A 20,524-nucleotide genomic window follows, 5' to 3' on the forward strand; every position below is an offset into this window, starting at 1 on the left:
TCAGTGCTCCAGGGTTGCTTGTTGCGAGGCCGGCGCGGCGAGGCGCGCGGCTATGTGGTTGGCCGCCAGCCAGGCGAAGGTCAGGCCGGGGCCGAGGGTGATGCCGGGGCCGGGATAGGTGCCGTCCATCAGCGAGTTCATGTCGTTGCCGGCGGCGTAGAGGCCGGGGATCGGCTGGCCGTCGCGGCCGAGCACGCGGGCCTGGCCGTCGGTGACCAGGCCGCGGGCCGAGCCGAGGTCGCCGGTGTGCAGGCGGACGGCGTAGTAGGGCGCCTTCTCCAGCGGCGCCAGGCAGGGGTTGGGGCGGTGGTCCGGGTCGCCCATGTAGCGGTTGTAGCTGTTGCCGCCCTTGGCGAAGTCCGCGTCGACGCCGTTGCGCGCGTTGGCGTTGAAGCGCTCCAGCGTCTGACGCAGGCCCTCGGCGTCGATGCCGAGGGCGCGGGCCAGGGCGTCCGGCGAGTCGGCCTGGTACAGGTAGCCGGCCTGCACCAGCGCGCTGTTGTCGACCGGCTTCGGTCGCGCCAGGCCCAGGCCGTAGCGGTTCATGGCGCTGGCGTCGCAGATCAGCCAGCACTCGGTGTTGCCGCTGGCGAACATGCTCTGCACGAAGTGATGGTAGGAGTTGGACTCGTTGACGAAGCGCCGGCCGGCGCGGTTCACCGCGATCACCCCGGGCTTGGCGCGGTCGGTGACCAGGTGCGGGAAGCGCTCGTGGCGGCCGTCGGCATGGCGCAGTTCGGAGACCGGCGCCCAGAAGAAGTTCGCCGCCAGGCCCTCGCCGGCTGCCGCGCCTATGGCCTCGCCCAGGCGCAGGGCGGCGCCGTCGTTGCAGTCCGGCGACATGCTCAGGTGCTCGCCGTCGCTCGCCGGACGGAAGCGCTCGGCCAGCTTGCCGGCGGCAAAACCGCCCATGGCGCAGACCACGCCGCCATGCACGCGGATGCGCTCGATGCGGCCTTCGTGCAGCACCTGGGCGCCGACCACTGCGCCATTCTCGACCAGCAACTGCTGCGCCTCGCTGTTCAGCCACAGCTCCACGCCCTTGGCGAAGGCCGTGGTGGCCAGGCGCGCGATCAGGGCGTTGCCGGTGGTCAGGCGCGTGCCGCGGTGGTGGCTGAGGCGGTCGAGGCCATAGCGGGCCAGCAGCTTCAGGCAGTGCCACAACGACTTCGGCGAACGGCGGAAGCTGAGGAAATGCTGGATGTCCACGCGGTTCACCATCATGCCGCCGAACAGCAGCATGCCCGGCGGCGGCATGCGCAGGTCGCGGAAGCGCTCGCCGAGGTGGCGGCCGTCGTACTCGACCATCTCCAGGGCGCGGCCGAATTCGGTGCCGCCTTCCTCGTCGGGGTAGTAGTCCGGCGAGTGTGGGCGCAGGGCGTAGCGCAGCTCGGTGTTGGCCTCCAGCCAGCGCAGGGCCCGGTGGCCGTTGCGGATGAAGCTGTCGACCAGCTCGGGCTTGTAGCCCGGGCCGATGGTGCGCCGCAGGTAGGTGCGCATGGCTTCTTCGGAGTCCTTCGCGCCGGCGGCGCGGGCCTGGTCGGTGCCGTAGACCCATACCGCGCCGCCGGAGATGGCCGAGGTGCCGCCGAAGCTCGCCGCCTTCTCCAGCATCAGCACGCGCAGGCCCTGGCAGGCGGCAGTGGCCGCGGCGGCGAAACCGGCGGCGCCGCTGCCCAGCACCAGCAGGTCGCACTCGCGGCTCCAGGCCGGGGCGTTGAGGCTGGTCATGGCTGGATCTCCAGCGGCGTGACGCCCATGAAGGCGCCCAGGTTGCCCAGCTGCGCGAAGGCCATCTCGGCGCCGGTCTGGATGCGGCAGCCCGCCTCGCGGGCGCGCTCCAGCAGCGGGGTGATCTCCGGCTTGGTGACCACGTCGGCCACCAGGGTGTGCGCCTGCAGGCCGTCGAGCAGCATGCCCGGCAGCGGCAGCTCGCCGGTGCCGCCCATGCCTACCGGCGAGGCGTTGACCAGCAGGTCGAGCCCGGCCAGGTCGTCGCAGCCCACGCCGATGCGCACCTGGGGGAAGAGGGCGCCCAGGCGCTCGACCAGGGCGGCGGCGCGCACCTGGTCGAGGTCGCGCAGGCGCAGCTCGCCGATGCCGGCTTCGCACAGCGCATAGGCGATGGCGCTGCCGACGCCGCCGGAGCCGACCACCAGCGCGCGCTTGCCGGCCGGTTGCAGGCCATGGCGCCGGGCGGCGTTGAGGAATCCGGCGCCATCGACGTTGTCGCCCAGCAGGCGGCCGTCGGCCTCGCGGCGGATCACGTTGACCGAGCCCAGCGCCTCGGCGCGGGCGCTCAGGCCGTCCAGGCGCGGCGCCAGGGCCTGCTTGTAGGGCACGGTGACCACGCAGCCGCGCAGGTTGTGCCAGCCGCGCAGGGTGGCGACGAAGGCATCGAGGGCGTCGGCGCCCAGGTCGATGGCGATCATCGCCAGGTCGTGGCCGTTGTGGGCGAACCAGGTGTTGAAGTTCTCCGGCGACTTCACCTGCGCGATGGGTGTGCCGACGATGGCGACCAGTTCGGTGGAACCGCGAATCATGCTGACCTCCAGGGGTTCTTGGCGTTGTTCTGGCGGCCAGGGTGCGGCGGCGGGCTGTTGCGCTCAATGCGGTTGACGGCGCTTTAGTGCGTTATTCGCATTGATGCTGCGATAATCGCAATATTCGGCCGAATTACCCGGAGCCCGTGCCTTGGAAACCCCCAGCATCCATCCCCGCGACCTGATCGCCGGCCTGCAGAAGGGCCTGGCGCTGATGCAGCTGTTCAGCGCCGAGCGCCCGCGCCTGAGCGTGCCCGAGGCGGCGCGGCTGTCCGGCCTCACCCCCAGCGCCGCGCGGCGCTTCCTGCTGACCCTGGTGCACGAAGGCTTCGCCGAGACCGACAGCCGCCACTACTGGCTGACGCCCAAGGCGCTGCGCATCGGCCAGGCCTACGTGGATTCGGCGCAGCTGCCGCGCATGCTGCGGCCCATCGTCGAGCAGGTGGCGCGGCAGACCCAGGAGCACGTCTCGGTGGGCACCCGCGACGGCGACGAGATCGTCCACGTGGTGCGCAGCCGCTACAGCCACATCGCCTCGCTGTCGATCCGCCCCGGCTCGCGGGTGCCCATGTACTGCACCGCCAGCGGCCGCCTGTGGCTGGCGGCGCTGGGCGAGGCGGAGCTGGCGGCCTATTTCGAACGCAGTCCGCCACGGGCGCTGACGCCCTACACGCTGACGGACATGGACGCCTTGCACGCCGAGATCGCCAAGGTCGCCCGGCAGGGCTACTGCGTGGTGGACCAGGAATACGAGATCGGCATGCGCGTGATCGGCGTGCCGCTGCTGGACCGCAGCGGGCGCATGCGCGCGAGCCTGGCCATCACCACCCACGCCTCGCGCCTGGGCCTGGACGAGATGCGCCTGCGCTACCTGCCGGCGCTGTACGAGGCCCAGGCGCTGCTGCGCCCGGTGGTGGACTGAGCGGGCGCTGATCGCCCGCGGGGCCTGGCGCAGACGCGTCGACGCGGCATAATCGGCGGCTCCGTGTGCCGACGAGTTGCGTGATGACCCTCGAATTCCTCCTGGTGGCGATCCCCGCCGTGCTGCTCACCGGCGTTTCCAAGGGTGGCTTCGGCGGCGCCCTGGGCGGCATCGCCGTGCCGCTGATGGCCCTGGCCATGCCGCCGACCCAGGCCGCGGCGCTGATGCTGCCGATCCTCTGCATGGCCGATTTCACCGGCCTGCGGCGCTTCTACGGCAAGTGGGATGTGCGCAACCTGAAGATCATGCTGCCCGGTGCGCTGCTGGGCGTGGCGGCGGGCGCGCTGAGCTTCGGCCTGCTCAGCGAGCGCTTCATCGCCCTGCTGATCGGCGGCATCGCCATCGCCTTCGTGCTGCTCAACACCCTGGTGGCCCGCGCCGCGGCCCAGCCAAAGCCGGCGGCGGCGGGCAAGGGCGTGGTGCTCTCGGGCATCGCCGGCTTCACCAGCTTCGTCGCCCACGCCGGCGGCCCGCCGGTGATGATGTACCTGCTGCCGCAGCAACTGGAGAAGGTGCGCTACATCGCCACGGTGAACTGCTTCTTCCTGCTGACCAACGCCATCAAGCTGGTGCCCTACGCGCTGCTCGGCCAGTTCACCTGGAGCAACCTGGGGACCAGCCTGCTGCTGGCGCCCATCGTGGTGCTGGGTGTGTGGCTGGGGATCTGGTTGCAGGACAAGGTCAACCATGTGTGGTTCTACCGCATTGCGCGGCTGGGGTTGCTGGCGACCGGGGTGCAGTTGGTTTGGGAGAATTGGTGGGGATAGGGGGCAGGGCTTTTCGTAGGAGCGAGGGGGACGCCTAGTTCTTGCTCGCGAACAATGGCGTCAGGTTTGACTCCGGAGCTGGGGTGGAGTCCGCAACCCTCTCCCCAGCCCTCTCCCTGAAGGGAGAGGGGGCTTGTCCGTGCCGAGAATGGATTTGGTGTCAGCCGGTCACTCGGTACAAGCCGGCTAACACAGAAACACCCGCGCACTCCGAACGGTCCCCTCTCCCTTCAGGGAGAGGGTTAGGGAGAGGGCGCTCTTCAACGCAAACACCATGGACCCAAGGAGCGTAGGGCGAATAACGTTCCACGTTATCCGCCGCCTGACCCTGGTCGAACGCCCGCTGGTTGTAGAACGGGGCTCCGCTTTGGTGGCCGATGAGACGTCCAGCAGAACCTCGCAGCCGGGCAGGGGGGCCAGGTGTAGCGGCGTATAACCGCGAACGGTTATACGCCCTACGCTCAATCCAGGCTGCGGAAGTGGGCTTGCATCCGCTGCGCATCAGCCGCTCGGCCGCTGAACAGCTCGAAGGCCTTCACCGCCTGGAACACCGCCATGGTGCCGCCGTCCAGCGTGCGGCAGCCGAGGCTGCGGGCGTGGCGCAGCAGTTCGGTTTCCAGCGGGAAGTAGATGATCTCCGCCACCCACAGCTCGGCGCGCAGCAGGCCCACCGGCAGCGGCGTGCCGGGCAGCTTGGCCATGCCCACCGGGGTGGTGTTGACCAGGCCGTCGGCCACCGCCATGGCGGCCGGCAGGTCGGTGCAGAGCAGCGCCCGGCCATGGCCGAAATGCTGGTTGAGGTTGTTCACCAGGGCCTCGGCGCGGGCCGCGTCCACTTCGTAGACGCTCAGTTGCTCCACGCCTTCGCTGAGCAGCGCGTGGGCCACCGCCGCGCCCGCGCCGCCGGCGCCCAACTGCACCACGCGGTTGCGCTTCACGTCGGCCAGGCCGCGGCGGAAGCCTTCGGCGAAGCCCAGGCAATCGGTGTTGTGGCCGATGCGCCTGCCGTCCTTCAGCACCACGGTGTTCACCGCGCCGATGCCGCGCGCTTCCTCGGACAGCTCGTCCAGCAGCGGGATGATCGCCTGCTTGCACGGGAAGGTGATGTTCAGCCCGGTGAAGCCCAGGCGCTGAGCGCCGTCGAGCAGTTCGGGCAGGGCGTCGAGGTTCAGCTTCAGCTGGTCCAGGTCGATCAGCCGGTACAGGTAGCGCAGGCCCTGGGCGTCGCCTTCGTGCTCGTGCAGGGCGGGGGTGCGCGAGGCCTGGATGCCGGCGCCGATCAGGCCGGCGAGGATGGCGGTCTTCTGGCTCATGGCATCAGCCCCGCAGCAGGTGGGCGAAGTGGTCGAGGGCCAGGCGGTAGCCGTTGCTGCCGAAGCCGGCCAGCACGCCCACGGCGATGCCCGAGACGAAGGAGTGGTGACGGAACTCCTCACGCTTGTGCACGTTGGACAGGTGCACCTCGATCACTGGCAGCTCCACCGCCGCCAGGGCGTCGCGGATGGCCACCGAGGTGTGCGTCCAGGCCGCCGGGTTGATCACGATGCCGGCGCAACGGCCGCGCGCTTCGTGGATCCAGTCGATCAGCTGGCCCTCGTGGTTGGTCTGCTTGAACGCCACCTGCAGGCCCAGTTCGTCGGCGCGCGCCTGGCACAGCGCTTCGACGTCGGCCAGCGTCTCGTGGCCGTAGGTGGCCGGTTCGCGGGTGCCCAGCAGGTTCAGGTTGGGGCCGTTGAGGATCAGGATCGGGAGGGGCATGCGGGTGTCTCTTGTAGGTCTTGTCGCCGCTGGAGTGCGGTCATCAGAAAATGTACCAAATGGTTACTTTCGTCAATTGGCTCACCGGGCTTTGGGCAAAAGCGCTGCAAGCCAGGCGCGGCAAGGCCCGGCGCGGTTTCTGGCCGGGCCGGGCGGAAGGAGGGGGGCGAGGAAGTGTGCGATCAGCGGACGGTCAGTCCCACTTCGGGGCGAATTCCGGGCTGACCAGGCGGACGTTCTTCGGCAGGGCGGCGATCTGCGCGCGGTCCTCGTCGTCCAGGCGCAGGTCGAGGGCGGCGAGGTTGGAGCGCTGGTTGGCCAGGCTGGCGGCCTTGGGGATGGCGGCCACGCCGTCCTGCTCCAGCAGCCAGGCCAGGGCCACCTGGCTAGGCAGCACGCCGTGGCGCCGGGCGATGGCCTGGATCGCCGGTTCCTCCAGCATGCGCCCGCGGCCCAGCGGGGTGTAGGCGGTGAGGGCCATGTCGTGGGCGCGGGCGTAGTCCAGCAGCGGTAGCTGGTTCAGCATCAGGTGGTATTCGACCTGGATGGCCGCCAGCGGCGCGCCCAGGGTTTCCACGGTCTCGCGCAGCAGCGCCAGGGGGAAGTTGGCCACGCCGATGGCGCGCGCCTTGCCGCTGTCGCGGGCGGCCACCAGGGCCTCGACGCTGCGCTTGAGGTCGTCGCCGACGAGGCTGCCGTTCTTGCCCGGCCAGTGGATCATGAACAGGTCCAGGTAGTCGCTGCGCAGCGCGCGCAGGCTGTCGTCCAGGGACTGGGCGAGGTCGGCCGGGGCCAGGCGGTCCCACCAGACCTTGCTGGTGACGTGGACGTCCTCGCGGGCCACCGGGCTGTCGGCCAGCGCCTGGCCCACGGCGTCTTCGTTGTGGTAGCCGGCGGCGGTGTCGATGTGCCGGTAGCCCAGTTCCAGGGCCTGGCGCACGGCGCCGGTGCACTCGGCGCCGGTCAGCGGCCAGGTGCCCAGGCCGAGCTTGGGCATGTTCAGGCCGTGGCGGTTGCGGATGCGTGCTTGCATGGGGTGGCTCCTGCTTGGGGTTCGTAGTCGTGTGCGCCGGCGGCGTGGCGGCCGGCGACGTAGCCGAAGGTCAGCGCCGGGCCGAGGTTGATGCCGCCGGAGGGGTAGTGGCCGCCGAACACGCTGGCCATGTCGGTGCCGGCGGCGTACAGGCCGGGGATCGGCTGGCCGTCGGCGCCGAGCACGCGGGCCTGGCCGTCGGTCTTCAGCCCGGCGAAGGTGCCGAAGCAGCCCGGCTGCACTTTGACCGCATAGAACGGGCCATGCTCGATGGGCGCGACGCAGGGGTTGGGGCCGGGGTTGGCCGCATCGCCCTGCTTGCGGTTGAAGGCGGTGCTGCCGCGGCCGAAGGCCGGGTCCTCGCCGTTGCGGGCGTGGCGGTTGAAGTCGGCGACGGTCTGCGCCAGGCCCTGCGGGTCGATGCCGCACACCTGCGCCAGTTGCTCGATGCTGGCGCCGCGCTTGAGGTAGCCGCTGCGCAGGTGCGCGCCGATGGGCAGCGGCGCCGGGCGCACGTAGCCCAGGCCGTAGCGGCGCAGGAAGCGCTGGTCGCAGACCAGCCAGGAGCAGGGCTCCTGGTCCTCGGGCAGGGCGGCGAGCATCGCGCTGACGTAGTCGTAGTAGCCGTGGGCCTCGTTGACGAAGCGCTTGCCGTTGGCCAGCACGCCGATGATGCCGGGCTTGCCGCGCTCGATGATGTGCGGGAAGTGGCCGACGCTGCCGTCGCGGTGCGTGACCTTCGACACCGGGGCCCAGGCCACCGGCGAGCGCAGGTTCGTCTCGACGCTGCCGCCGGCGGCTTCGCCCAGGCGCAGGCCGTCGCCGGAGCAGGAGGTCGGCGGCAGGGCGAGGTTGTCGTGGCCGCTGGCGTCGCGGGGGAACAGCTGGCGGCGGCGCTCGGGGTCGTTGGGGAAGCCGCCGGCTGCGAGGACCACGGCCTTGGCGCGGATTTCCAGTTCGCCGCGCGGTGTCTTCACCACGGCACCGCGCACGGCGCCATCCTCCAGCAGCAGGCGCTGCGCCGGGCAGGATTCCATCAGGCGCACGCCCAGGTCTTGCGCCGACTTGGCCAGGCGCGCCACCAGCGCCACGCCGTTGACCAGGTGCATGGCGCGGCCGTAGCGGGCCAGGTGGTAGAAGTGGGTGAGCACGCGCTTGGCCACGTGGACGAACGCGCGCGGCGAGCGGGTCATGCTGAGGAAGGCGGCCAGGTCGGCGCCGGCCATGATCGGCATGCCGAGGAAGGAGGTCTCGCGCATTGTCCTGCGCAGGCGCGGCAGCAGGTCGCCGACCTCGCGGGCATCGTAGGGCGCGGCTATCACCTGGTGCCCGCCGCTGGCGGCGCCGGGGGTGTCGCCATGCATGTCGGGGATGCCGTTGCCGTCGGCGAACTGCAGGCGGGTGTGCTGCTCGAAGAAGGCCACCATGTGCGGCGCGGCTTCGAGGAAGGCATCAACCCGCGCGGCGTCGTAGTAGTCGCCCAGCTCGTTGCGCAGGTAGGTGCGCGGCTGCTCGATGTCTTCCTCGATGCCGGCGCGGCGCGCCAGCGGGTTGCGCGGCACCCAGGCCCAGCCGCCGGACCAGGCGGTGGCGCCGCCGAACACCGCGTCCTTCTCCATCAGGATGACCTTCTGGCCGTGCCAGGCGGCGGTGACGGCGGCGGCCAGGCCGGCGGCGCCGGAGCCGACCACCAGCAGATCGCAGTCGGTGGGCGGCAGGTTCGGGGCAGGGGACATGGGTAGGGGACTCCGCGGGAATTTTTTTTGGAACTTGGTTCCATAATCTGGTTTTGGGCGGAGTGAAGGCAAGCTATCGGGCGCAACTACTGGTCGATAATCGGCCGGGGGAGTGGACGTAGGATGGGGGTTGAGCGAAGCGATACCCATCATTCATCGGGGCGCTGGGCTGATCATTTCCATGCAAGGCATGATGGTGGGCTGGGCCTCGCCCCTCTCCCTAACCCTCTCCCTGAAGGGAGAGGGGACCGTTGGGCAGATGCGGATGTACAGGCGTTAGCCGGCAACGCCAAAAGTCTCAGGCTAATGCCATGCCTTCTCTCGGCACGGACAAGCCCCCTCTCCCTTCAGGGAGAGGGCTGGGGAGAGGGTTACGGACGCCAACCCAACTCCAGAGTTAAACCTGACGCCATTGTTCGCGAGCAAGCTCGCTCCTACAGATATTTCCGGCCTTCCCTGAAAATTGGGAAAGCTCACGCGAGAGCCTGCGATACTTCGCCTTGTTGCGCCTGAGTGGGGCTCGCTAGGGTTCGTTCGTCACGGCGATTGTCGTGATCGGGCGTGGAAACCCGGGTTGTCTTCGTAAGGGCGGTAGCACCATAGCTGTCCGGCAGGCGCTTCCTGTGCCGGTCGAACGCTGTTCTATGGTGGGCCGTGCGAGGCGGGCTTCGGCCCGGCCGGGTCCTACGAAGCCGGTATTTCCACCCTCGCACGGTCTGCCTCCTCATCCGTGGAAAGATAGAGGCAGGCTCCCATCACTTCGTAGGAGCTAACCAGAATGCATTCACCGGCTTTTATCCCCGCGCGCCTCCCAACCTCTCTCATTTTCAGGCGTCCCCGGCAAAAACCATTGTCCGCCTGAACGTTACCCGGCGTCAGGCCGGTCAGCGCCCGGCGCCGTCCATTCAGCCCTCGCTGTAGGGCAATGAGAGAGGGACCTTGCGATGCATGAAAAGCTCTTCACCACCCACATCCCCGCCGCTGACGGCCAGCCGGCGCTGGAATTGTTCTGGCTGCAGGACTGCCAGGCCGCCATCGATGCCGGGCAGCGACGTGCCGAGCGCTGGCTGATGGAAAAGGAGCCGGCCAGCCTCTGGGCGGTCCTGCTGGTCGGCCGCGAGGGGCAGGTTCCGGAGGGACAACGCACGGCATATGAGGTGGCTTTCCTGGCGCGCTTGCAGCAGCGTTTGTTGGCGCAGGATGCGAGTACCTAGCTGGCGTGCTATTGGAGGTGCATTGTGAGCAAGCTCATTGACTCCCTGCGTGACGACCTGGCTGTGCTCCATGAAGCGGGTGCGATCAGCAAGGTGACGATGCGCGAGTTCGACACGATCTGCCCGCCGCCGGTACGGGAGTTCAGTGCTGCCGACATCAAACGCCTTCGCGAAGAGCTGAAATTCAGCCAGCCGGTGTTCGCGCTCCATCTGCACACTAGCGCTTCGACCGTGCGCAAGTGGGAGCAAGGCGAAACCCATCCGACGGGGCCTGCGCTCAAACTGCTCAACGTCATCGCCGACAAGGGCTTGCAGGCGATTCTCTGATAAAGGCATTCGGGCGTCCCCGGTCGAGCCGTGTTGCCGTGCTTCGCCCGGAAGGGGTACCGGCTAACTCCAGAACACCCAATTCTGCCCAACGGTCCCCTCTCCCTTCAGGGAGAGGGTTAGGGAGAGGGCCGGCGCTCAGCCCCGCACCTGACTCACCGGCAAAACTCCATTCGCGAGCAAGCTCACTCCTACAGATATTTCCGGTCTTCCCTGAAAATTGGGAAAGCTCACGCGCGAGCCTGCGATACTTCGCCTTGTTGCGCCTGAGTGGGGCTCGCTAGGGTTCGTCCGTCACGGCGGTTGTCGTGATCGGGTGTGGAAACCCGGACCAACTATGCAGGCGCGGTAGCGCCATAGCTGTTCAACTGGCGCTTTTTTGTGCCCGCTGAACGTTGTTCTATGGCGGGCCGTGCAAGGCGGGCTTCGGCCCGGCCGGGTCCTGCATAGCCGGTATTTCCACCCTTGCACGGCCTGCCACCCCAACTGTGGAAAGTTTGGGTGGTGGCTTCCGAACCTACTATGCAGGAGTGATGGATATGCACCGCCCAGCTTTTACCCGCGCGCACCACCCGACTAAAAAACTCTTCACCACCCACATCCCCGCCGCTGATGGCCAGCCGGCGCTGGAGCTGTTCTGGCTGCAGGATTGCCAGGCCGCCATCGATGCCGGGCAGCGACGTGCCGAGCGCTGGCTGATGGAAAAGGAGCCGGCCAGCCTCTGGGCGGTCCTGCTGGTCGGCCGCGAGGGGCAGGTTCCGGAGGGGCAACGCACGGCGTACGAAGTGGCTTTCCTGGCGCGCTTGCAGCAGCGGTTGCTGGCGCAGGAGGCGGGCAGCTAGCGGCGTGGGCGTCGATGGGTTTCGCAGGCTCAACCCATCCTACGGGTGCCAGGTGTGCGCGACGTAGGATGGGTTGAGCGCAGCGATACCCATCGGCGGGTATCGCAGGGGGCTCAGATATGCAACGCGTGCCCCAGGGCGCGCAGGGCGGTTTCCTGTACTGCTTCGCCTAGGGTCGGGTGGGCGTGGATGGTGCCGGCGATGTCTTCCAGGCGTGCGCCCATTTCGATGGACTGGACGAAAGCCGTGGAGAGTTCCGACACCGCCTTGCCCACCGCCTGCCAGCCGAGGATGAGGTGGTTGTCGGCGCGGGCCACCACGCGGACGAAGCCGTCGTGGGCTTCCAGGGTCATGGCGCGGCCGTTGGCGGCGAAGGGAAAGTTCGCCGTCAGCACTTCGTGGCCGCTGGCGCGGGCCTGGTCCGGGGAGAGGCCGACCACTACCACTTCCGGGTCGGTGAAGCACACCGCCGGGATGGCCGCGGGGGTGAAGGCGCGGCGTTTGCCGGCGATGAGTTCGGCGACCATCTCACCCTGGGCCATGGCGCGGTGCGCCAGCATGGGTTCGCCGGCGATGTCGCCGATGGCCCAGACGTTGCGCATCGAGGTGCGGCACTGCTCGTCGATCTTCACCGCGCGGCCGTCCATGTCCAGGTGCAGGCTCTCCAGGTTCCAGCCTTCGGTGTTGGGCCGGCGGCCGACGGCGACCAGCACCTGGTCGGTCTCGATCACCCGTTGCTGGCCCTGGCCGTCGCGCAGGCGCAGGCCCTTGCCGTCGGGTTCCAGGCCCACCACGCTGTGGCCCAGGTAGAGTTCCACGCCGAGTTTGCGCAGGGCGGCCGCCACCGGCTTGGTCAGTTCCTCGTCGTAGCTCGGCAGGATGCGCGGCTGGGCTTCCACCACTGTCACTTCCACGCCCAGCTTGCGGTAGGCGGTGCCCAGTTCCAGGCCGATGTAGCCGCCGCCGATCACCGCCAGGCGCTTGGGCAGCGCCTTGGGCGCCAGGGCTTCGGTGGAGGAGATGACCTTGCCGCCGAGCGGCAGGAAGGGCAGTTCCACCGAGCGCGAACCGGCCGCCAGCAGCAGGTGCTCGGTGTGGATGCGCTGGGTGCCGCCGTCGGCCAGGGCGACTTCGACGGTCTTGCCGTCGACGACCTGCGCCCAGCCGTGCACCACGCCCACGCCGTGCTTTTTCAGCAGCGCGGCGACGCCGGTGGTCAGGCGGTCGACGATGCCGTCCTTCCATTCCACGGTGCGCTGGATGTCGATGCTCGGCGCCTGCACGCTGATGCCCAGTGCGGACTTGCCGGCGAACTCGCGGGCCTTGAGGTATTCCTCGGCGGCGTGGATCAGCGCCTTGGAGGGGATGCAGCCGATGTTCAGGCAGGTGCCGCCCAGGGCCGCGCCTTCCACCAGCAGGGTGCGGATGCCCAACTGCCCGGCGCGGATGGCGGCGACGTAGCCGCCGGGGCCGCCGCCGATGATCAGCAGGGTGGTTTCCAGTGTCTGGTTCTGCTTCACGGCGGTCACTCCAGGAACAGGGTGGCGGGGTGTTCGAGCAGGGCGCGCACGGCCTGGATGAAGGCTGCCGCGTCCATGCCGTCGACCACCCGGTGATCGAAGGACGAGGACAGGTTCATCATCTTGCGCACCACGATCTGGCCGTTGACCACCATGGGCCGCTCGACCATACGGTTGACGCCGACGATGGCCACTTCCGGATGGTTGATCACCGGCGTGCTGACGATGCCGCCCAGCGCGCCCAGGCTGCTGAGGGTGATGGTCGAGCCGGAGAGTTCCTCGCGGCTGGCCTTGCCGTGGCGCGCGGCCTCGGCCAGGCGCGCCACTTCTGCGGCGTTGCCCCACAGGTCGCGGGATTCGGCGTTGCGCAGCACCGGCACCATCAAACCGCTGTCGCTCTGGGTGGCCACGCCCAGGTGCACCGCGCCGTAGCGGGTGATGACCTCGGCCTCGTCGTCATAGCGGGCGTTGAGCTGCGGGAACTCGCGCAGGGCCACCACCATCGCGCGGGCGATGAAGGGCAGCAGGGTGAGCTTGCCGCGGCTGGCGCCGTACTTGGCGTTGAGGTGCTGGCGCAGGGCTTCGAGGTCGGTGACGTCGATTTCCTCGACGTAGCTGAAGTGCGGGATGCGCCGCTTGGCCTCGGCCATCTTCTGGGCGATCTTGCGGCGCAGGCCGATGACCTGGATCTGCTGCTCGTCGTGGCGCGCGGCGTAGCCGGAGGCGACCACCGCGCCGCCGTGGGCCAGGTACTGGTCGAGGTCGTCGTGGAGGATGCGCCCGGCGGGGCCGGAGCCCTGCACGAACTGCAGTTCCACGCCCAGGTCGCGGGCGCGCTGGCGCACCGCCGGGGAGGCCAGCGGCTTCTCGCCGGGGGCGCGGCGCGGGGCCGGCGCGGCGGCTGCCGGGCGCGGCGCGGGGGCCGGTTTGGCTTCGGCGCGCGGGGCTTCCTTGGCCGGCTGGGGTTTCGCTTCGGCTTCTGCGGCGGGCGCGCTTTCATGGGCCTTGGCCGCGGCTTCGCGGTGGTTGCCGGCGCCTTCCACTTCCAGGCGCACCAGCTCGCCGCCCACGGCCATGACCTGGCCGGGCTCGCCGCCCAGGGCGAGGATGCGGCCGGAAACCGGCGAGGGGATTTCCACGGTGGCCTTGTCGGTCATCACCTCGGCCAGCACCTGGTCTTCATGGACCTCGTCGCCGACCTTGATGTGCCATTCCACCAGTTCCACTTCGGCGATGCCTTCCCCGATGTCCGGCATCTTGATCACGTGAATGCCCATTCAGACCTCCATGGCACGCTTGAAGGCGGCGCCGACGCGGGCCGGGCCGGGGAAGTAGTCCCATTCCTGGGCGTGCGGGTAGGGGGTGTCCCAGCCGGTCACGCGGGCGATGGGGGCTTCCAGGTGGTGGAAGCAGTTTTCCTGCACCAGCGACATCAGCTCGGCGCCGTAGCCGCAGGTGCGGGTGGCCTCGTGGACGATGACGCAGCGGCCGGTCTTCTTCACCGACTCGACTATGGTGTCCAGGTCCAGCGGCCAGAGGCTGCGCAGGTCGATGATCTCGGCGTCGATGCCGGTTTCCTCGGCGGCGGTCTGCGCCACGTAGACGGTGGTGCCGTAGGTGAGCACGGTCAGCTCGCTGCCCGGGCGGGCGATGGCCGCCTTGTCCAGCGGCACCCGGTAGTAGCCTTCGGGCACCTGGCTCTGCGGGTGCTTGGACCAGGGCGTCACCGGGCGCTCGTGGTGGCCGTCGAAGGGGCCGTTGTACAGGCGCTTGGGCTCGAGGAAGATCACCGGGTCGTCGTTCTCGATGCAGGCGATCAGCAGGCCCTTGGCGTCGTAGGGGTTGGACGGCATCACCGTGCGCAGGCCGCAGACCTGGGTGAACATCGCCTCCGGGCTCTGGCTGTGCGTCTGCCCGCCGTAGATGCCGCCGCCGCAGGGCATGCGCACCACCATGGGCACGACGAAGTCGCCCACCGAGCGGTAGCGGATGCGCGCCGCCTCGGATACCAGCTGGTCGGTGGCCGGGTAGACGTAGTCGGCGAACTGGATTTCCACCACCGGGCGCAGGCCGTAGGCGCACATGCCCACCGCGGCGCCGACGATGCCGCTTTCGGAGATGGGCGCGTCGAACACCCGCGAGGTGCCGTACTTCTTCTGCAGGCCTTCGGTGCAGCGGAACACGCCGCCGAAGTAGCCCACGTCCTGGCCGAACACCACCACGTCGTCGTCGCGTTCGAGCATCACGTCCATCGCCGAGCGCAGCGCCTGGATCATGCTCATGCTGGTCAGCGCCTGGGCGTTCTCGTGTTGCGGATTCATGGCGTTCATACCCCGAGCTCCTGGCGCTGCCGGCGCAGGTGTTCCGGCAGGTCCTTGTAGACGTCGTCGAACAGGCTGGCGGCGCTGAAGACGTGGCCGTCCACCAGCGAGCCGTGGCGTTCGGCCTCTTTCTGCGCGGCCATCACTTCGGCTTCCAGTTCCTTGTGCAGCGCCTCGTGCTGTTCCTCGCTCCAGATGCCCAGGGCCAGCAGGTGCTGCTTCAGGCGGGCGATGGGGTCGCCGAGGGGGAAGTTGGTCCAGTCGTCGGCCGGGCGGTACTTGGATGGGTCGTCCGAGGTGGAGTGCGGGCCGGCGCGGTAGGTGACCCACTCGATCAGGCTCGGCCCGTGGCCACGGCGGGCGCGCTCGGCGGCCCATTGCGAGGCGGCGTACACGGCGAGGAAGTCGTTGCCGTCCACCCGCAGCGAGGCGATGCCGCAGCCCACGCCGCGGTTGGCGAAGGTGGTGCCTTCACCGCCGGCGATGGCCTGGAAGGTGGAGATCGCCCACTGGTTGTTGACCACGTTGAGGATCACCGGGGCGCGGTAGACGTGGGCGAAGGTCAGCGCGGTGTGGAAGTCCGACTCGGCGGTGGCGCCGTCGCCGATCCAGGCCGAGGCGATCCTGGTATCGCCCTTGATCGCCGAGGCCATGCCCCAGCCCACCGCCTGGATGAACTGGGTGGCGAGGTTGCCGGATATGGAGAAGAAGCCCTTCTCGCGGCTGGAGTACATGATCGGCAACTGGCGGCCCTTGAGCGGGTCCTGCTCGTTGGAGAGCAACTGGCAGATCATGTCTTTGAGCGGGTAGTCGCGGGTGATCAGGATGCCCTGCTGGCGGTAGGTGGGGAAGCACATGTCGCCGCCCTGCAGGGCCATGGTGTGGGCGGTGGCGATGGCTTCCTCGCCCAGGCACTGCATGTAGAAGGACATTTTCTTCTGCCGCTGCGCGGTGAGCATGCGGGCGTCGAAGATACGCGTCTTGAGCATCAGGCGCAGGCCGCGCAGCAGCTGTTCGTGGCTGAGCTGCGGGTCCCAGGGGCCGAGGGCGTTGCCCTGGTCGTCGAGCACGCGCACGAGGCTGTAGGCCAGGTCGGCGGTCTGTGCCGGCTCGACGTCGACGTCGGGCTTGCGCACTTCCCCGGCGGGGGACAGGTGCAGGTAGGAGAAGTCGGTCTTGCAGCCCGGGCGCCCGGTGGGTTCGGGGACGTGCAGGCGGAGGGGAGCGTAGTCGGTCATGGTGGGTCTCCAGTTGTGATCGGGGGTGGGGATCAGCAGACGGAAGACGCCGGACCGGGCGGGTGCGGCTGGCCTGGTTGGGCGACGGTGCGGGTGCCGCGCGCGGTAGCGCGGCGGGTGCTGACATCACTCATGGTGAGGTCCTCGTTCGTTGTTCTTGTGATTTCAGTATAGGTGTGACCGGCTGGTTTTTTGCTCCAATTTGACTAGCTTTGGACAGAAGATTTAGTGTCTTTGAACTACAAAAAACCTCTTCCGTAGAAGTGAGCGCCATGGCCGACATCGACCGCACCGACCTCAAGATCCTCCGCGCCCTGGCCGACGACGGCCGCCTGAGCTGGCGCGACCTGGCGCAGAAGATCGGCCTGTCGCTGACGCCGACGCTGCGCCGGGTGCGGCGCCTGGAGGAAGAGCGGTACATCCAGGGCTATTTCGCCCAGCTCGACGAGGAGCGCCTGTCCGGGGCCATGAGCGTGTTCGTTTCGGTCACCCTGGAAAAACAGACCGGCGACTACCTGGCGCGGTTCGAGGAAAGCATCGTCCAGGCGCCGCAGGTGATGAGCTGCTTCCAGATGACCGGCGATGCGGACTACATGCTGCGCGTGGTGGTCAAGGACCTGGCGGCCTACCAGGCCTTCCTCACCACCACCCTGACGCAGATTCCCGGGGTGGCCGGGATCAAGTCGGCGTTCGCCTTGAAGTCGGTGCTCAAGCGCTCGGCGCCGCCGCTTTGAGGGGGCGGGCAACTGGCTTGCCGGCTGCGCCGAGGCGCTTTCGTAGGATGGGTTGAGCTTGCGAAACCCATGCGGTGGCGGTGATGGGTATCGCTTCGCTCAACCCATCCTACGGGAAAGCGCCGTGCTTCCCGGCAACCTGTAGGAGCGGGCCCTGCCCGCGATTCGCGCGCAGGGCGCGCTCCTACATGCTCCTCACTGCTCGTCGAGGGCGAAGGCGGTGAGGCTGTAGGTGGGGATGCCGGCGTCGGCCAGCTTGGCCGAGCCGCCGAGTTCCGGCAGGTCGATGATGGCGGCGGCTTCCAGGACCCTGGCGCCCATGCGCCGGACCAGTTGCGCGGCGGCCAGCAGGGTGCCGCCGGTGGCGATCAGGTCGTCGAAGATCAGCACGCTGTCGCCTTCGCACAGGCTGTCGGCGTGCACTTCCAGCAGGGCTTCGCCGTATTCGGTTTGGTAGGCCTGGGCCAGCACGTCGGCGGGCAGCTTGCCCTGCTTGCGGAACAGCACCAGCGGCTTGTTCAGTTCGTAGGCGATGATCGAGCCGATCAGGAAGCCGCGCGCGTCCATGGCGCCGATGTGGCTGAAATCCGCTTCGACGTAGCGCTGGATGAAGCTGTCGGCGACGAAGCGCAGTGCGCGCGGCGACTGGAACAGCGGGGTGATGTCACGGAACACCACGCCCGCCTTGGGGAAGTCGGGGACCGCGCGGATCATGGATTTCAGGTCGAGCTGGTTGAGGATCATGCTGGCAGGGTACCTGGTGACGGCTTTTCGAAGCCCCCAAGTATAACGGGCCCGCCACAAGGCGAGCCCGTTTTGCGTGATGACCGGAAGGTCACGCCTTCAGCTTTCCATCTGGCCGCCGGCCAGGGCGCACAGCTCGATGGAGTCGAGGATGCGCACTTCCTTGCCTTCGGCGGCGATCAGGCCGTTCTGCTGGAAGCGGGTGAACACCCGCGACACGGTTTCCACCGCCAGGCCCAGGTAGTTGCCGATCTCGTTGCGCGACATCGCCAGGCGGAACTGTTGGGCGGAGAAGCCGCGGGCGCGGAAGCGCGCCGAGAGGTTGACCAGGAAGGTGGCGATGCGCTCGTCGGCGGTCTTCTTCGACAGCAGCATCATCATCTGCTGGTCGTCGCGGATCTCGCGGCTCATCACCCGCATCAGCTGGCGGCGCAGCTGCGGCAGCTGCTCGGACAGCTCGTCCAGGCGCTCGAAGGGAATCTCGCAGACCGAGGTGGTCTCCAGGGCCTGGGCCGACACCGGATAGGCCTCGGTGTCCATGCCGGACAGGCCGACCAGTTCGCTGGGCAGGTGGAAGCCGGTGATCTGCTCTTCACCGCCGTCGGTGATGCTGAAGGTTTTCAGCGCGCCGGAACGCACCGCGAACACGGAACCGAAGGCGTCGCCCTGGCGGAACAGGAACTCGCCCTTCTTCAGTGGCCGGCCGCGCTTGACGATTTCGTCGAGGGCGTCCATGTCGTCGTTGTTCAGCGACAGGGGCAGGCACAGCGGCGCCAGGCTGCAATCCTTGCAATGCGCTTGCGGCAAGGCGCGCACCTTGATGGTTTCGGCCATGGTTGATCCTTGGGTGGAAAGGCACAAGAAACGCAAGGGTAACGCACCCAAGGGTTCGGCTGCCAGCTTGCCGGGTGGATTTCGGAACATTCCGGCGTTTATTCCGAAACCTTATGTAAAAAAGGTCAGATTCGTACTTATTCTCTAAGCAAATTCCTTCAGATCACCCGCGAGAACCGTTGCAGGTTCTGGTGCGGCAGGTAGTGGTCGAAGAGCATGCACAGGCTGCGCACCAGCAGCCGGCCGGCGGCGGTGACGTCGATGCCGCGCGGGCTCAGCTCGATCAGACCGTCCTTGGCGAAGCGCTCCAGCTCGTCCCAGATGTCGGCGAAGTAGCCGTGGAATTCGATGTTGAAGCGTTCCTCGATGCTTTCGAAGTCCAGTTGGAAGTGGCAGATCAGTTGCTGGATCACCGCGCGGCGCACGCGGTCGTCGGCGTTGCAGTAGAGGCCGCGGCGGGTGGCCAGCTGGCCGTTGTCCAGGCTGTTCTGGTAGTCGTTGATGTCAGTGCTGTTCTGGCAGTAGAGGTCGCCGATCTGGCTGATCGCCGAAACGCCCAGGCCCACCAGGTCGCAATGGCCGTGGGTGGTGTAGCCCTGGAAGTTGCGTTGCAGGGTGCCGTCCTCCTGGGCGCTGGCCAGTTCGTCGTCGGGCAGGGCGAAGTGGTCCATGCCGATGTAGCGGTAGCCGGCGGCGCTCAGCTGCTCGATGGTGCGCTGGAGCATTTCCAGCTTCTGCGCGGGGGAGGGCAGGTCCTGGACGTTGATGCGCCGCTGCGGCATGAAGCGCTCGGGCAGGTGCGCGTAGTTGAACACCGAGAGGCGGTTGGGCTGCAGGCCGATGACCTGCTCGACGGTGCGGGCGAAGCTGTCGGGGTTCTGCTTGGGCAGGCCGTAGATCAGGTCGATGTTGATCGAGCGGTATTGCAGGGTGCGCGCTGCGTCCATGATGGCGCGGGTCTCGTCGAAGCTCTGCATGCGGTTCACCGCCTGCTGCACTTCCAGGTCGAAGTCCTGCACGCCGACGCTGACGCGGTTGAAGCCCAGTTCGCGGAGCAGGCCCATGGTCGACCAGTCGGCCTCGCGCGGGTCGATCTCGATGCCGTAGTCGCCGGAGTCGTCTTCCACCAGGTTCAGGTGCTCGCGCAGCTGGCCCATGAGTTCGCGCAGCTGGCCGGGGCTGAGGAAGGTGGGGGTGCCGCCGCCGAAGTGCAGCTGTTCCACGCACTGGTCCTTGCCCAGGTGGCGGCTGACGATCTCGATTTCGTGGATCAGCCGGGCGAGGTAGGGCGCGCTGCGCCCGCGGTCCTTGGTGATGACCTTGTTGCAGGCGCAGTAGTAGCAGATGTTGGCGCAGAACGGGATGTGCACGTAGAGCGACAGCGGCCGGTCGGCCTTCTGGCTGTTGCGCAGGGCATGCAGCATGTCGAAGGGGCCCACGCCTTCGTGGAACTGCACGGCGGTGGGATAGGAGGTATAGCGCGGGCCGGACAGATCGTAGCGACGGATCAGATCTGTGTCCCAGCGGATATCGTCGAGCATGCCGCAGTCCCCGAATCAGGCGAGCTTTTCGGCGCAGTCTAGGGAGACTGTGGGAAAAGCCTCTTGACCTGCATCAAGCGGTCGCAGGGGGTACCTCGTTGGGGGGGGGCTGGTGGGCGGTGGTGTCGGGGTTGGTTCTGGAGTTGGGGTGGAGTTCGTGACCCTCTCCCCAGCCCTCGGCTGCGCGCCCCGCCCTGAAGGGAGAGGGGGCCGTTCGTGCCGAGAAGGGGAATGGTTTCAACCTGCTACTTCGGCACTAGCCGGATGACTCCTTGCTACCCGCCTGCTCCGAACAGTCCCCTCTCCCTTCAGGGAGAGGGTTAGGGAGAGGGCGCTCTTCGGGCCAGGCACCAGGGTGAATCCCGTTCGCGAGCAAGAGCTAGGCGCCCC

19 protein-coding genes are annotated in these 20,524 nt (G+C 68.2%); 6 read left to right on the forward strand and 13 right to left on the reverse strand.

What is annotated here, in order from left to right:
* On the reverse strand, positions 1-1,731 hold the full coding sequence (locus RN02_RS04270) for an FAD-dependent oxidoreductase (RefSeq protein WP_043313228.1): 1,731 nt from the start codon (positions 1,729-1,731) through the stop codon (positions 1-3).
* A complete protein-coding gene (locus tag RN02_RS04275; RefSeq protein ID WP_009622850.1) occupies positions 1,728-2,543 on the reverse strand; it encodes a shikimate dehydrogenase family protein in 816 nt (271 codons plus the stop codon). The genes RN02_RS04270 and RN02_RS04275 overlap by 4 nt, the downstream gene beginning before the upstream one ends.
* A 151-nt stretch (positions 2,544-2,694) precedes the next feature.
* Between RN02_RS04275 and RN02_RS04280 the strand changes: the two genes are divergently transcribed.
* Both RN02_RS04280 and RN02_RS04285 read left to right on the forward strand, forming a co-directional pair.
* Positions 2,695-3,465, forward strand: a complete 771-nt coding sequence (locus RN02_RS04280) for an IclR family transcriptional regulator domain-containing protein (protein ID WP_043313229.1) — start codon at positions 2,695-2,697, stop codon at positions 3,463-3,465.
* Positions 3,466-3,548: 83 nt separating this feature from the next.
* A complete protein-coding gene (locus RN02_RS04285) occupies positions 3,549-4,292 on the forward strand; it encodes a sulfite exporter TauE/SafE family protein (RefSeq protein WP_043313231.1) in 744 nt (247 codons plus the stop codon).
* Positions 4,293-4,753: 461 nt separating this feature from the next.
* Here RN02_RS04285 and RN02_RS04290 read toward each other — a convergent pair whose 3' ends face one another.
* From RN02_RS04290 to RN02_RS04305, 4 genes are all read right to left on the reverse strand, one after another.
* Positions 4,754-5,605 (reverse strand): shikimate dehydrogenase, encoded by an 852-nt coding sequence (locus RN02_RS04290; protein WP_043313233.1) that lies wholly within the window; start codon positions 5,603-5,605, stop codon positions 4,754-4,756.
* Positions 5,606-5,609: 4 nt separating this feature from the next.
* The gene (aroQ, locus tag RN02_RS04295; RefSeq protein ID WP_009622845.1) at positions 5,610-6,050 is read right to left on the reverse strand and encodes a type II 3-dehydroquinate dehydratase; all 441 of its coding nucleotides are present in this window, start codon (positions 6,048-6,050) and stop codon (positions 5,610-5,612) included.
* Between the two features lie 193 nt (positions 6,051-6,243).
* A complete protein-coding gene (locus RN02_RS04300; RefSeq protein ID WP_043313235.1) occupies positions 6,244-7,083 on the reverse strand; it encodes an aldo/keto reductase in 840 nt (279 codons plus the stop codon).
* Positions 7,050-8,819, reverse strand: a complete 1,770-nt coding sequence (locus RN02_RS04305) for an FAD-dependent oxidoreductase (protein WP_043313237.1) — start codon at positions 8,817-8,819, stop codon at positions 7,050-7,052. The genes RN02_RS04300 and RN02_RS04305 overlap by 34 nt, the downstream gene beginning before the upstream one ends.
* Before the next feature lie 944 nt (positions 8,820-9,763).
* Between RN02_RS04305 and RN02_RS04310 the strand changes: the two genes are divergently transcribed.
* The 3 genes from RN02_RS04310 (at position 9,764) to RN02_RS04320 (ending at position 11,202) form a co-directional block, all read left to right on the forward strand.
* On the forward strand, positions 9,764-10,033 hold the full coding sequence (locus RN02_RS04310) for a LasR-specific antiactivator QslA (RefSeq protein ID WP_009622842.1): 270 nt from the start codon (positions 9,764-9,766) through the stop codon (positions 10,031-10,033).
* A gap of 24 nt (positions 10,034-10,057) precedes the next feature.
* A complete protein-coding gene (locus RN02_RS04315) occupies positions 10,058-10,360 on the forward strand; it encodes a helix-turn-helix domain-containing protein (RefSeq protein WP_043313238.1) in 303 nt (100 codons plus the stop codon).
* A gap of 539 nt (positions 10,361-10,899) precedes the next feature.
* Entirely contained in the window at positions 10,900-11,202 is a 303-nt protein-coding gene (locus RN02_RS04320) for a LasR-specific antiactivator QslA (RefSeq protein WP_052267642.1), read from the forward strand.
* 113 nt (positions 11,203-11,315) lie between these two features.
* Here RN02_RS04320 and lpdA read toward each other — a convergent pair whose 3' ends face one another.
* The 4 genes from lpdA to RN02_RS04340 are packed head-to-tail and all read right to left on the reverse strand — an operon-like array spanning position 11,316 to position 16,281.
* A complete protein-coding gene (gene lpdA, locus RN02_RS04325) occupies positions 11,316-12,722 on the reverse strand; it encodes a dihydrolipoyl dehydrogenase (protein ID WP_043313240.1) in 1,407 nt (468 codons plus the stop codon).
* A 5-nt stretch (positions 12,723-12,727) separates the two neighbouring features.
* Complete coding sequence (locus tag RN02_RS04330) at positions 12,728-13,999, reverse strand: dihydrolipoamide acetyltransferase family protein (RefSeq protein WP_043313242.1); 1,272 nt, start codon at positions 13,997-13,999, stop codon at positions 12,728-12,730.
* On the reverse strand, positions 14,000-15,052 hold the full coding sequence (locus RN02_RS04335; RefSeq protein WP_043313243.1) for an alpha-ketoacid dehydrogenase subunit beta: 1,053 nt from the start codon (positions 15,050-15,052) through the stop codon (positions 14,000-14,002). It lies immediately after the preceding gene.
* A complete protein-coding gene (locus RN02_RS04340) occupies positions 15,049-16,281 on the reverse strand; it encodes a 3-methyl-2-oxobutanoate dehydrogenase (2-methylpropanoyl-transferring) subunit alpha (RefSeq protein WP_009622835.1) in 1,233 nt (410 codons plus the stop codon). The genes RN02_RS04335 and RN02_RS04340 overlap by 4 nt, the downstream gene beginning before the upstream one ends.
* Positions 16,282-16,553: 272 nt before the next feature.
* On the opposite strand from RN02_RS04340, the gene RN02_RS04345 reads away from it, so the two are divergent.
* Complete coding sequence (locus RN02_RS04345; RefSeq protein ID WP_009622833.1) at positions 16,554-17,015, forward strand: Lrp/AsnC family transcriptional regulator; 462 nt, start codon at positions 16,554-16,556, stop codon at positions 17,013-17,015.
* A gap of 195 nt (positions 17,016-17,210) precedes the next feature.
* Here the strand turns inward: RN02_RS04345 and RN02_RS04350 are convergent, their stop codons facing one another.
* The 3 genes from RN02_RS04350 to hemN all read right to left on the reverse strand — a co-directional run bounded on the left by RN02_RS04350 (position 17,211) and on the right by hemN (position 20,134).
* A complete protein-coding gene (locus RN02_RS04350) occupies positions 17,211-17,759 on the reverse strand; it encodes an adenine phosphoribosyltransferase (protein ID WP_009622831.1) in 549 nt (182 codons plus the stop codon).
* 99 nt (positions 17,760-17,858) lie between these two features.
* Positions 17,859-18,593 carry a transcriptional regulator Anr gene (gene anr / locus RN02_RS04355; protein WP_009622830.1) on the reverse strand — a complete coding sequence of 245 codons (735 nt, stop codon included), beginning with the start codon at positions 18,591-18,593 and terminating at the stop codon, positions 17,859-17,861.
* Between the two features lie 158 nt (positions 18,594-18,751).
* On the reverse strand, positions 18,752-20,134 hold the full coding sequence (hemN, locus tag RN02_RS04360; protein WP_043313245.1) for an oxygen-independent coproporphyrinogen III oxidase: 1,383 nt from the start codon (positions 20,132-20,134) through the stop codon (positions 18,752-18,754).
* Between the last annotated feature and the right edge of the window lie 390 nt (positions 20,135-20,524).

It is taken from the genome of Pseudomonas sp. PI1, from assembly GCF_000812405.1.
Classification (GTDB): domain Bacteria; phylum Pseudomonadota; class Gammaproteobacteria; order Pseudomonadales; family Pseudomonadaceae; genus Pseudomonas; species Pseudomonas citronellolis.